Annotated in this window: 6 protein-coding genes, 1 tRNA gene and 1 pseudogene; 3 read left to right on the top strand and 5 right to left on the bottom strand. The window is 59.0% G+C overall.

Features of this window, described 5'->3' with window-relative positions; genetic code table 11:
• Positions 1–71: 71 nt before the first annotated feature.
• From PV407_RS24145 to PV407_RS24130, 4 genes and pseudogenes are all read right to left on the bottom strand, one after another.
• Entirely contained in the window at positions 72–1,766 is a 1,695-nt protein-coding gene (locus PV407_RS24145) for an SWIM zinc finger family protein (protein ID WP_332092568.1), read from the bottom strand.
• A gap of 200 nt (positions 1,767–1,966) precedes the next feature.
• Positions 1,967–2,384: pseudogene (locus tag PV407_RS24140) on the bottom strand (RtcB family protein); the annotation flags it as partial.
• 94 nt (positions 2,385–2,478) lie between these two features.
• Positions 2,479–3,978 (bottom strand): TROVE domain-containing protein, encoded by a 1,500-nt coding sequence (locus PV407_RS24135; protein WP_332092567.1) that lies wholly within the window; start codon positions 3,976–3,978, stop codon positions 2,479–2,481.
• A 219-nt stretch (positions 3,979–4,197) separates the two neighbouring features.
• Positions 4,198–4,262 (bottom strand) — tRNA-OTHER (locus PV407_RS24130).
• 178 nt (positions 4,263–4,440) lie between these two features.
• Between PV407_RS24130 and PV407_RS24125 the strand changes: the two genes are divergently transcribed.
• Both PV407_RS24125 and PV407_RS24120 read left to right on the top strand, forming a co-directional pair.
• On the top strand, positions 4,441–5,751 hold the full coding sequence (locus PV407_RS24125) for a helix-turn-helix transcriptional regulator (RefSeq protein WP_332092566.1): 1,311 nt from the start codon (positions 4,441–4,443) through the stop codon (positions 5,749–5,751).
• Positions 5,738–6,553: a WYL domain-containing protein gene (locus PV407_RS24120; RefSeq protein WP_332092565.1), complete on the top strand. Its 816-nt coding sequence runs from the start codon at positions 5,738–5,740 to the stop codon at positions 6,551–6,553. Before PV407_RS24125 ends, PV407_RS24120 begins: the two co-directional genes overlap by 14 nt.
• Positions 6,554–6,648: 95 nt before the next feature.
• Here PV407_RS24120 and speE read toward each other — a convergent pair whose 3' ends face one another.
• Positions 6,649–7,530, bottom strand: coding sequence for a polyamine aminopropyltransferase (speE, locus tag PV407_RS24115; RefSeq protein ID WP_332092564.1), 882 nt, complete (start codon positions 7,528–7,530; stop codon positions 6,649–6,651).
• A 221-nt stretch (positions 7,531–7,751) separates the two neighbouring features.
• Between speE and PV407_RS24110 the strand changes: the two genes are divergently transcribed.
• The gene (locus PV407_RS24110) at positions 7,752–12,449 is read left to right on the top strand and encodes an S-layer homology domain-containing protein (RefSeq protein ID WP_332092563.1); all 4,698 of its coding nucleotides are present in this window, start codon (positions 7,752–7,754) and stop codon (positions 12,447–12,449) included.
• Positions 12,450–12,982 lie beyond the last annotated feature (533 nt).

Here is a 12,982-nt window from a genome sequence, read left to right as displayed (position 1 = left end):
CGGGCCCCAACAAAAAACAGCAACCGTACCGGAACCGAATCCGTTTACGATTGCTGTTATTTGTTCAATGCTCAGACCTGCTTAAGCTCGTCCCGGAACGCGGGCTTGTTCGGATACAGCGCCAGCAGCTTCCCTACGATGGCTTGCGCCGAATCCGTCCCTCCGATTTTACGGACGAGCCGGATGACGCGGCATACATCCTGGTATTGTTTCCGGTTCGAGGCATGGCTCGCTTGCCTCTCGATCACCGTCCGGAAGATGGCGAGCACTTCGTCGCGGTATTCCTTGACCAAATGCGAGTAATACTGCTCCACTTCAAACGGACGCTCCTTCACATAGGCGAGGAGGCGCGAAGTTTCGTTCTCGTGAACCAAAATCCGGGTGTACATCGATCGCCACCCATACGTTTGTTTCTCCAACTGATCCAGCAGTTCGGCATAGACCGTCACCCATTCGTCGGGCGAATATAGCGCTTTGACCTGCTCGTACATGTCGAATTCGCCCTCGCGGACGAGCTCCAGGCCGAGCTCCCGCTGCCGTTCGCATTGACCGGATAATCGATAAGCTTCGTAACGGAATTTCCTCCATTGGTTGACAAGTCCCGGAAGGTTGTTGTCCCGATCGCGGGATTCGCCTTCCTCCGCCCAAGCGATCGCTTTGTCGTAGCTGCCGCTGTCGATAGCCTGCTCGATCGCCCGTTTGCGAAATTTGGGATAATGCATGTTCTCGTGCAAGAACCGGTCCGCCGCCTTCTCTTCTCCGCCAGCATACTGGTGATACTGCATCAGGGCGATTTGTTCGGCCAAATAGCTGCCGCTCAAAGCATCCTTTCGGTCCGCTTCGGCGAGCCTTGCCGCCGCTTCCTCCCAGACGGACCGCAACTCGGCCGTTGTGGCTGCGGACGCCGCGGCCCGGAGCAGGCCGAGCTGCCAGTCCGACCATCCTGCGTAATCCGGCTGTTCGGCTGCATGAATGAGCATGCGGAGAAGCTTGTCCCGTTCGTCCGAAGTCAATCGACCTGCATCGCCGGCAATCTCGTGAATATGCTCCAGGTTGTTATGGATCAGCGAGCCGATCGTTCCGCTCGAATCGTCGGCCGAGTGAAGCAGTTCCATCATCTCTTCCATAATGCAAAGATGGATGGCGACCGCTTGGAGCGGGTTGCCGCCGTCGGCCGTCCTTAGCGCTTGGTCCGTCGCCTTCTCCGCCCCTTTCACCGCATGGTCCACGTTTCGCCAATCGACGAAGCCGTGCTTGTCCGCGTGCCGAACGATCGAGGAACGAATCAGCGCCCTGCATGCCTCGATTCCTTGCGGACCTTCGCTCCCCGACAAGTAGAGCCGGATTCGCCGTTCCTCTGTCCTCGATTCGTCCGCGATGTCGAGCAGGAGCGCAATCAGCGTTTCTTTGCTCGCCGCCTCCAGCAGCGATTCCAGCTTTTCGGGATGACGGACGGGGGCCTCATGCGGTCCGCTGTCTGCATCCTCATCGTGCCCGTCCATACGCTCGTCCAGCAGCTCGATCAGCACGGCGGCCTGATGCTTGCAGATCGCCCCCTCAAACGGGCAATCGCATTCGGACGACAACACCTCTCCGTCGTCGTCAAGCTCGACGTTAACCTCATACAACTCGCTGCCCTGCACTTCCGCCCAATATACGCCCGGCTCCGATTCCTCGATTTCAAGGACGCGGCCGTTCTCGGCATATTCCCGTCCCCGTTTCAAAACGGCCGGCTCGATGAAGCGGTCCAGCATGTTGATATTCAACCGTCATCCCCTCCCTCTGTTCCGTTTATCCGCTGTGAAGCACGATTGCATTTGCCTCGCGGCGACAAGCTCTTACACGCTCTTTCTTCATCTAAACAAGGAAAGAGCGGTTTGGCAAGTGCCGGATGAACGGAAACGGCGGTCCGATTCCACAAATTCGTTCCGCGGCGAGGAAGGAAACGTCCTGAAACGTATGGCCGTCAGTCCTTGTAAGGGTCGAATTCGTCCGCCCCCGCCATACAAAACGCCGATCGGCTTCAGGACGTGCACGACCTCGATCGTTTCGGCGTGGGCGTCCAGCACTTCCTGCAGCTTGCGGTAGACGAACGGGCTTTCGTCCGTGCCTGCGCCGCGGAGCTCGACGCCGAAGGCGCGGACCGCTTCCAGCATTTGCGCGGGGGAGATTTGTCCGCCGCTTCGGGTACGCGTTTTCCAGTTCATTTTGCCGGCCGCCTGGGTGCGGCTCATGATGCGTCCCGCTCCGTGGACGGCGCTGTAATAAGCGTCGCGGCTTTCCGAGGTATCCTTCCCTTTCACGATGACGGAGATATCGCCCATGCTCCCGCCGATAAAGCCGAGCTGCCCCGGAGCAGAAGGCGTCGCCCCTTTGCGGACGACGTTTTCGCTTGGGCGAGCGCGCCTTCGTCCGGTTTTCCCCAAACCCGCACGCCGTCTATATGTCGGTATGCCATCTGTTTCATCCCCTGTCGTTTCATTGCTCCAAATCCATTCCCGCGATCCGCTCCGTAAGCGTACCGTACCCTTGCACGCACCGGGCGATATACGAAAGGACGGCGTCGCTCCAGCCGTAAATGTAGTACGTTTGCGGGTCCCGCTCGGGCACCATCGCCTGCCGGTACGGCGCGATGTCGACGACGAACGCTTTCGCGTCGCGGTTCACCTTCGAGCGGTACAGCTTCAGCTGCTCGTAGAACGGGCTGCCGCTGTTTTGCTGCTCGTCCGTGATGATGACGATCTGGTCGACCTGCTTCCGCTCCCGGATCAGCTTGCGTACCGGCGCTCCCGTATCGGTTCCGCCTCGGGCGTGGATTCGCGCCGCCTGGGTCAGGATGCTGTCATGGCGGGAAGGCTTCGCGTCCACGACCTCGGTGTCGAACAGCCAGAACAGCGAATTGCCATGCGTCTTCTTGTACAGCGCCAAGGCGAAAACGGCGCCGATTTCCAAGTATTGCCCGTCCATCGAGCCCGAGATGTCGAGAAAAATCGCGGTGCGTTCCCCGAGCTCCGGCAAGTTGTCGAACGTAAGCTCCGCCGCTTCCCGGAGCGCATCCCGCAGCTCCGGATGCTCGACCTGGCGAAACGCGGTCGCCAGCCGAAACGGCAGCAGCTTCGCTTTTCGGAGAGCGTCCCGGTCGGTCAGCCGGCTTGCGATGTAATCGACGTTCCGCTTCTCGTCCAAAACGCCGGCCCGTTCCAGCGCATTCATATGGCGGAGCAGGGCGAACGTCGGCATTTGGTACAGCAGCGCTTCCCAAACCGCCTTCGACGGCTTGACGGCGCCGGTCACCGTTTCGTACGGCAGCTTGCCGCGCTCGATCCACTCGATCCGCTCCGCCTCGGTCGAAGCCAGCTTCAGCCGCTCCAGCGCCTCCACTTGCGGCAGCAGGGCGAGATCCGTCTCCTGTCCCCGCAAATAGCGGAAGAGCGCCCGCTGCTTCTCGTGTTCCGGCTTCGGATGGGCGGTCGCGACGGCGTCGCCCAAGCTGTAGCCGCGTCCGCGTCCGTTATATTTCGTGGCCCAATATTCGGATACTCCGGCCAAAAAGCGGTTCACCTGCCGTTTGACGGCGCGGCCTCCTTCCCCGCGTCCGAGCCCTTTCAAAATGGTCAGGAAGTCGGACAAATCGGAAGGAATGCGCACGACGCGCAGGAAAACGGCCGCAAACAAATCCGGACGGTACATCGATAAAATCGCCAGTCCGAACAGCGGCTGCAGCCGCATCAGCCCTTCGCCGCGCGCGAATACGATCGCCTTGGCCATGAAGGCCGGGTTCGTTTCGGCCATCCGATGATGAAGCTGCGCCGCGTCGGCCAGCAGCTCTTGACCGTCGGCATAAAACGTGTTGCCCATCGTATTGGTCAGCAGCGTCTGCACGTACTGCTCCTCGGCGGAACGCGCATAGGCCGGGTAACGCTCCTGGTTGGAAACGTTCGGGCGGGCGGCTCCGAACAGCTTTTTCGCGATGCTCACGATTCGTTAACCTCCTTAACAAAACGCCGCGAGGAAAAGGCGGGACAGGTGTTTGCGCAGGAGTCGAACCTGCCGTTAGGTTTGCCGGGTAATCCATCGTTTTACTTGAAATAGAAGGAACCCGTCCCTGCGCCTCGCTTCGCGTTTCGTTTGTAAACATCGTCGAGGAAAATTCGGAAAGGTACGTAACCGCTCTACCGCTGAGCTATTCCGTCATCGTGACGGAAGCCGGATTCGAACCGGCGACCTGTCGCTTATCTGGCGAAGTAACCCTTCCAGGCGCCTCGACGATGCGTCGGCTTTGCCGCGTACGGCGCCGCCTTCTGATCCTATATTCGCTTATTTTCGGGCGAACGAACATGGCGAAAGTATTACGACCGCAACAAAAGTTTTGTTTCCGCGTATCCCCTAGTACGTTGAAAGAAGGTTTTCGGACCGAATAGCAGGAAGCGGGGGAACGGCGTGGCCAAGGAAAGCTTCGATAAAGAAATCCAGTTTTTGCGCATGCTCGTGCTGACGAGCGGCGCTTACAGCAGACAGCAGTTCGCGGAGCGGCTCGGCATATCCGTGCATACGTTCGACAAAACGATCCGGCGGCTCAAAGACGTCGTCGGCGCCGTGTACGAGCAGCTGCCGCAGGAGCAGGGCAAGCAGTTCGCGGAGTCGATCCGCTTCAGCTATTACGATACCGCCGATCCGCTACTGCTGTTTCTGTTTCGCGCCAAATCGCTCAAGGAATCCGAGTCCGAGCGCATCTCGCTGCTGCTTGCGGCTTTGAACGAGCAAGCCCGGACGGCGATCGAGCTGATGGACGTCTGCAGCGGCGCGCTCCCTTCCGACCTCCCCCTGCCGGACGAGAAGACGATTCGCTCGGATCTGAAATATTTGGAGGAGGTCGGCGTCGTCAAGCGGGAACCCGGCGTCCGCCCTTACCGGTACCGGCTGCGCAACGACCTGGTCCGGGAATTGTCGAACGAAGAGCTGTACGACCTGTACGATTTCGTCGACGTGATGGCGAATACGCAGGTGCCTTCCGTGCAAGGCTACTTGCTCCGCGACGGACTGAAAAAAGCGCTTCTGCGCGGCGAAGCCGGGAAGCACGCCGTCGAGCCGTTTCTGTACAAATACCACTATTACTCGCGGATTTTGGACGAAGCGCATTTGTTTGCGCTGCTCGGCGCGATCCGGGAGCGGCGCCGGGTCCGTTTTTTGTATTTCTCGCCCAAGACGGAAAAAAGCTACGCCTCCAAAAACACGAACCCGTTGTTCGAGCGGGAAACGGAAGGCATGAAGGAAAAAGCGCTGCCGCTTCAAGTCGTCTACGACCATCAATACGGCAGATGGTACTTGCTCGCATCCGGCAGGGAGGGCATTCGGAAATACCGGATGGAAGGGATCACCCGGATCGAGGAAGACGAACCGGTTTCCCGGGAAACGTTCGAGGAGAAGGCCGCCGAGCTGGAGCGCCAAACGAGGCGCAGCTGGCTGATCGATACCGGCCGCCCGGTGACGGTGCGGGCCCGATTTTACAATCCCGACGGCCCGGAGCCCAACTTCGTGAAGGAACGCGTTCTGCTTCAGGGCCAATGGGGACGCATCGTCGAGGAGGACGAGCGTTCGTTTCTGTACGAGATTACGGTGAACGGAACGACCGAGATCAAGCCGTGGCTGCGGAGCTTCGGATCGAGCTGCGAAATCGTCGAGCCCGCTTCGCTTCGCCGGGAAATGATCGCCGAATGGAAGGAGCTCGCCGCGTACTATGAATCCGTTTGAAAAAATTTTCAACTACCGCATTATGTCCCGGCTCGACGATGCCGGAACGTTCCTCGTCACGTCGCACGAGCGGGCTTGGCTGAAGGCGATGCTCCGGCATCCCGCGGCGGCCGAAGCGTTCTCGGCGGAGACGAGAGACAAGCTGCTCGGCTTGCTCCGTCACGACGACGAATTGGAGCTGTCGGACCGTCTGACCGAGAAGGCGAAGAGCCGGGAAAAACAGGTGTATCACCCGCTTCTCCGTCCGCTGCGCCGGCTGATCCGCGAGAAGAGCGGCATGCGTTTGACGTACGGGATCAAGAGCGGACGAACGATTGCGGGCCAATTCGGACTGCCGTACAAGCTGGAATATTCGATGGTCAAGCGGGAGTGGTACCTGCTTTGGTTTCAAATCCGGCGGCAGTCGTTCATGAGCACCCGGCTGAGCGGCATCGTCGCCGTCTCGGCCGAGCCGATCGAGCCGTCCGCGGCGGAGCGCATGCTGACGAAAATCGGCCAAACGCTCGACTCCCGGAAAACGGAATCGGTCGTCGAAGTCGTACGGGACTACAACAAAGAGCTGTCGCGCATCCTGTACGCCTTTTCCTGCTTTGAAAAAGACGTCGCCTACGATGCCGAATCCGACCGGTACCGGGTTCATATCCGTTTGCAGGCGGACGAGCGCGAATATTTGCTGTCCAAAATCCGTTTTCTCGGGAAGCGGGTTCGGGTCGTCGAAGACGATTATTTGCGGAAGCGGATGCTCGAATCGTCCAGGAAAGCTTTGGAGCGGTACGGGGTTACGGGGGCGGAAAAGCCGTAACGGCGGTTTAAAAAGATCCCCGTATCCAGGCGAAACGGGGACCGGATCGTTGTCTATGGTGCGCCAATCGTCGCGAGCTATCGGCGGATGCCCGGTTATTTCGGCAAAGGGACGTCTTCGCCGTCCAGCAGGTCCTGCAAAAATGCGGGCAAAGAGAAGCACCTGCGCAATATGTCCTCGCTCGCATAGCGCGCGGGTTTATCGAAACGGATGCGTTCCGGTGCGGGAATCGGTCGTTTGGAGCCGATCGTGAAGCTCCACAATCCACCCGGGTACGTCGGAACGACGGCCGTATATAGTCGGCGGTAAGGGAACGTTTGCCCGATGCGGCGATACGTCTGTTTCACGATGCCGCCGTGAAAAATCGGGGATTGGCTTTGGCATACCATCAGCCCGTCTTCGCGCAAAGCGCGGTGCAAGCTGCGGTAAAACTCCGGCTCGAACAGCTGCTGCGCCGGCCCGACCGGGTCGGACGAATCGACGATGATGACGTCGTAGACGCCGGATTGCGTTTTCGCGAACTCGACGCCGTCGATATAATGGTAGTTTACGCGCGGATCGGACAAGTTGCCCGATACTTCGGGCATGTGCCGTTTGCTTGCCCGGACGACCGCCTCGTCGATCTCGACCAAATCGACCCGCTCGACGGTGTCGTACCGGACCGCTTCCTTCGCCGCGCCGCAATCGCCCCCGCCGATAATCAGCACGTTTCGGGGCTGCGGATGGATCGTCAAGGGAACATGGGTAATCATTTCGTTGTAAATGTACCCGTCTTTCGACGTCGTCTGCACGACCCCGTCGAGCACGAGCATGGGGCCGAAATCGAACGAATCCAAAATCATGACGTGCTGGTACGGGCTTGTTTCCTCGAATAATACGTCCTTGATGCGGTAGCTGATTTTCAAATTGTCCCTGTCGTCTTCGGTCAACCACAGTGTACCCTGTGAGCTTTGAATATACTTTGGTAACCGTTCCATTTTCAACCTCCCGTTTTGAATGATCCTTCTTATTGTAGCAGAAAATCCCGTTCGGGAACGTTGTACCGGGATAAAGAGTTTGTGGATCTCGTCCCTTCGATGGCGCTCCGAAAGTCATCATAGTGCCAAAAGTAGTCATCATCGCCCCTATATGCCGAAACCGCTCCCACCTATAATGGATACCGTACTCGAAACTAACTACATAAGGGGAAGGTGTATGCATGGGAAGGCATAGTGCAAGACTGAGCGCATTCCTCATCGTCTGCCTGCTCGTTTCGTTGTTCCCGACGTTCGGAACGACGGCGCGGGCCGCCGATGGAAGCGCTACCGTAAGCGATACGGTTTACGCGGCGTCGCTGGACGGCAGTAAGAAGTTGAAATTGAATTATGTCAACGTCAATGTGGATAACCCGCAAAAAAGCGATTATTTGGCTCTCTTTACAAGCGGGACGACCGTAACCAACGTTGCCGGCGACAGCAAGGCGGTTTACGTCAAAAATACGAACGCCGCCATCCAAGTGGATGCGAATGGCGTCATTCTTAAGATGGTAGGCCCCCAGGGAGGCATTAATCCGTCTACGAACAAGCCTTACAGTTGGGATGCCGCGCAAAATGTAACGATTCCTCCCGGCGGTTTCGTCATTCTTGCCTCGGATAACGACTGGCTGGGCAAAAACTTCCGAAAGGCGCTGTATAATACGTTCCAAGCCGGCGAGACGATCGCCCTCGAGCGTGGCGGCGTACGCGTAACCGCAGCCGATTTTCTATCCGCTCCGGCGCAGCCGAGCCTGCAAGTGTCGGCGGCGGCCGAAACGACGGTTACCTCGGCGACGTACAACGTGCAGGGCAAAGTGCTCGGCTACTCTTCCGACGCAGGTTTGTCGGTGAAGGTAGGCGAGACGGTTGCCGCCGTCCAACCCGACGGTACGTTCAGTCAGACGGTGACGCTGGCCGAAGGAATCAACGAAATTTCGGTCAAGCTGCTGAAACAGGCGGACGTACTGCAGGAAACGAAGCTCAAAATCGTCTATCAAAAGCCGTCCGGCGATCTGATCGAGATCGAGGCGCCGCCGGAAGATATTACGATCATCGTCGAAGGGCCGAAGAAGACGATCAATTACGTCGACAAGGACGTTACCGGCATTCCGAATATTATCGCTTTGTTTACGACCGAGTACGGCTCGAAAATTCAAATTCCCGCCACCAACGTGGCCATTCAAGTCGACGCCAACGGCAAAGTAACCAAAATGATCAACGCGGCGACCGGCAACGGAACGCCGTCGTGGGTCGGCGGCGAGCTCGAAATCCCGCAAGGCGGCTATGTCGTCATGGCACAGGACAACAGCTACGCCACGATCGGGCTCAAAAAATATTTGGCGACGAAATTCAAAGTCGGCGACGTCGTCAAGCTGCGGAAAAACGGCAACGTCGTATCCGTCACCGACCTGATGAGCGGCACCGGCGCCGTTCCGCGGATGCAGCTCGACGGCCTGTCGATGTTTACGACGTCCGCGACGAAGACGACGATTGCCGGTAAAATTACGAACCCGACCGGCGCTTCCGTCACGATCGGCGGCCAAGCGGTCAACCTGCAGGCGGACGGAGCGTTCAGCCACGAAACGGCGCTTGCCGCGGGGCCGAACTATATCGATGTCGTTTTGTCCAAAAACGGCGAGCAGCTCGACAAAAAATCCGTCGTCGTCTACAGCAGACCTTCGCTCACCGCCGACAAGCAGGTGATTTTGTGGGTCGACCAGGCGTCGAACGCGAAAAAGTTCCAATCGAGCGAAAGCGTACTCGATTTTCTGCGCAAGGCGAAAGGCGCCGGCGTGACCGATATCGCTTTTGACGTCAAAGGGGTCGAGGGCTATGTCTCTTATAAAAAGAGCGACTTGACGAACCGTCCTTACGTCAGCGAAATGGTCGCCGGCGATCGGAAAGGCGCGAGCCCCGAGCTCGATTTGCTCGAATTGTTCGTAACGCACTCCCATTCGCTCGGGTTGAAAGTGCATGCGGCGTTTAACGTATTCGCGGAAGGCTCCATTACGGTCAAAGATTTTGCCGTTATCGACCAGCATCTGGACTGGGAGGAGCGCGTGTTCCGTCCGGAGGACAACGGGGAAATCAAACGTCTGAGAGAAAGCGCGTACGGCCAAAAAGGACTGTCCGGCGCTTCGGGCGGCGCGGCCGTTCTGTTCGTCAACCCGTCGAACGACGAGGTGCGCGACTTCCAGCTGAAAACGTTCGAGGAAGTCATGAAAAACTACGACGTGGACGGCATCATTCTCGACCGCGGCCGTTACGATAACGAAACCGCCGATTTCAGCGACGTGACGAAGGCGAAGTTCGAAGCGTTCCTGCAGCATCGGGGCAAATCGCTCGCGAATTGGCCGCACGACATTTTCCGTTACGAGAACGGCAAACGGGTGGACGGACCGCTTATCCAGGATTGGTGGGAATTCCGTTCCGGCACGATCGAAAGCTTCGTCAAAGAAACGCGCGCCCTCGTCGACCGCTACACCGCGTCGAAAGGGAAGAAGATCGAAACGTCCGCCTATGTCGGAGCGTGGTTCGAGTCGTATTATTTGAACGGCGTCCATTGGGGGAGCAAAAATTTCCGCTATGACAGCCGTTTGAAATTCCCGACCGATTCGATTTATACGGACGCGTATTATCAAACCGGCTATATCGACCATATGGATTTCCTGATGGTCGGAACGTATTACAGCACGACGCCGGAAATTCAACGGTACATTACGCTCGACTCGATCGTGACGAACGGCGAAGTGCCGCTGTATGCGGGCATGGCTTTGGCCGATCTGCAATCCCCGGCGCTGCAGCGCGAAATTTTCCAAAGCGCGCTAGGCAGCTCGAACGGGCTGATGCTGTTCGACGCCTCCCTCGCCAACTGGCCGATCATCCAATCGTCCATTCGGAACGAGGAGTACGTGAAAGATTACCAAATCGGCATGAGCAAGCCCGGCGACGCGTCTTCGTTTATCGAAGGCAGCTACTACAACGTCAGCCGGAACTCGGGCGACCTGAACGTGTACAACGAGGAGTTCGGCACCTCGACGGGCGCGAACCGGTTCGGCGTGGAAGTCGTGGCGGACGCGACCGGCAAAGTGACCAAGATGGTCAACAAATCGCAAGCGATCAACTGGAACTGGGGAGCGCCTCAAGAAAACAACAGCGCCATTCCGCCGGGGGGCATGGTCATCTCCGCCCTCGACGAAAACGGCGTGCGCACGAAGCGCCAGCTTATCGCGAACACGTACAATATCGGAGACGACGTCAGGGCGGCCGCGCTGTCGGGCTTCCTGAACTATGACGGGAAAACGGTGGCGACCGCAACCCCCGAGCTGAAAGGAAACGTAAAAGTGCTCGGCGCAGGCTCGGACGTGGATGTGTACTTGAACGAAACGGCGGCGACGGTTGCCGCAAACGGCGATTTTGCCGGCAAGGTAAACCTTCGGGAAGGCAGCAATACCGTAACGTTCGCCGTTTATGTGGACGGCATGAAGACGAACCAGAAGTCGATTCAACTGACGTATACGCCGGGCAGCGGATCGGAAGAGCCGGGCGGGTCGGACGGATCGGATACTCCGTCCGCGCCTTCTACGGGCGGTATCGGCGGAGGCTCGGTAACGACACCGGAGCAGCCGAAGCCGACGGATAACGGCGTCATCCTTCCGGCTGCGGCCGTCCAAACGACGGACGAGAACGGCAAACCGGCGATGAAAGTGACGCTGGACAGCGCCGCGATCGACAAAGCGCTGGCCGCATTGCAGCAGCAAAGCGGCGGTTCCAAAGAAATGATCGTGAACGTATCGGCCGAACTGCCGATCGCCATCGTTACGGTTTCCGCACAGACGCTGGCGCGCGCGGCAGACTCGGTCGACGGCGCGATCCTGACCGTCAAATCCGGAGACGTCAGCTATCGGCTGCCGGCCGATCTGATCGATATCGACGAGCTGGCCCGCGCGCTTGGCGGGCAAGCGGGAGACGTTCAATTGACGATCGTGATCGAGAAGAAAACCGGAGCCGAGGCAAAAACAATCGCGGACGCGGCACGAGCGCAAGGCGGCGAGCTGATCGGCGACGCCTACGACTTCCGCCTTGTCGCGCAAGCCGGCGATCAAACGATCGCGCTGAACGATTTCGGCGATCGTTACGTCGAGCGTACGCTCACCTTGCCGGGCAGCGTGCCCGCCCAGGCGACGGCGGTCGTCATCGATCCGAAAACCGGAGAAATGACGTTCGTTCCCGCCCGTTTCGCGAAAGCGAACGGATCTACGATCGTTACGATCAAACGGACCGGCAACAGCACGTATGCGGTTGTCGCGGCCGATAAAGCTTTTGGCGATACGAAAGGGCATTGGGCGCAGGCCGATATCGAGCTGCTCGCTTCGAAGCTGCTCGTGAAGGGCGTCACGGATACCGCATTCGATCCGGACCGTTCGATCACCCGCGCCGAATTCGCGGCGCTGCTCGTACGCGCTCTCGGTTTGGCGCAGCAAGACGGTACGTCGTTCAGCGACGTCCGCTCGAGCGATTGGTACGCCGGCGCAGCCGCAACGGCAGCCAAAGCCGGGCTGATCGATGGCTACGAGGACGGCACGTTCCGTCCGAACCAGGTGATCAGCCGCGAGGAATTGGCCGTTCTGGCGTCGCGCGCCTTCGACTTCGTGTCGAAGCAGACCGCTTCCGGCGCATCGGCCGCCGCCCTGCAGCCGTTCGCCGACGCCGGCGCGATCAGCGACTGGGCGCGCGGCGCGGCAGCCCGCGTCGTGAGCGAAGGCTTGATGAACGGCGTCGCCGACTCCGTCTTCGCGCCGAAGGAGCAATCCAGCCGCGCGCAGGCGGTCGTCATCCTGAAGCGACTGGCGATCAAGCTCGGCTTGATGGACAACAATTGATAGGCATGGAAAAACGGGAGTATGGCCGTATTGGCCGTGCTCCCGTTTTTTGCGTCGGGTATACAGACTCGCCGCCCTCTCACCCCCTTGCCGCGGCGCCGAAACCGCAGCGATAGTGCGCTTTTGAGCACTATCCGCGCAGTTCACGCCGCTGGTTGGGGCGGGATAGTGTTCTTTCGAACACAATTCGCCCTCCCCCCCTTGCCGCGGCGCCGAAATCGCGCCGATAGTGCGCTTTTGAGCACTATCCGCGCAGTTCACGCCGCTGGTTGGGGGGGATAGTGTTCTTTCGCGCACTATCCCCCCTCTCCCCTCTTGCCGCGGCGCCGAAACCGCAGCGATAGTGCGCTTTTGAGCACTATCCGCGCAGTTCACGCCGCTGGTTGGGGGGATAGTGTTCTTTCACGCACTATCCCCCCTCTCCCCTCTTGCCGCGGCGCCGAAACCGAGGCGATAGTGCGCTTTTGAGCACTATCCGCGCAGTTCATGCCGCTGGTTGGGGCGGATAGTGTTCTTTCGAGCACTATCCCCCC

The organism is Paenibacillus sp. GYB003, assembly GCF_036577625.1.
GTDB lineage: Bacteria > Bacillota > Bacilli > Paenibacillales > NBRC-103111 > Paenibacillus_AB.
This window is presented reverse-complemented; position numbering and strand designations above follow the sequence as displayed.

Excerpts from the sequence above, each read along its gene's own strand:
- PV407_RS24110 (WP_332092563.1), top strand. The coding sequence starts at position 7,752 with ATGGGAAGGCATAGTGCAAGACTGAGCGCATTCCTCATCGTCTGCCTG.
- PV407_RS24120 (WP_332092565.1), top strand. The coding sequence starts at position 5,738 with ATGAATCCGTTTGAAAAAATTTTCAACTACCGCATTATGTCCCGGCTC.
- speE (WP_332092564.1), bottom strand. The coding sequence starts at position 7,530 with ATGGAACGGTTACCAAAGTATATTCAAAGCTCACAGGGTACACTGTGG.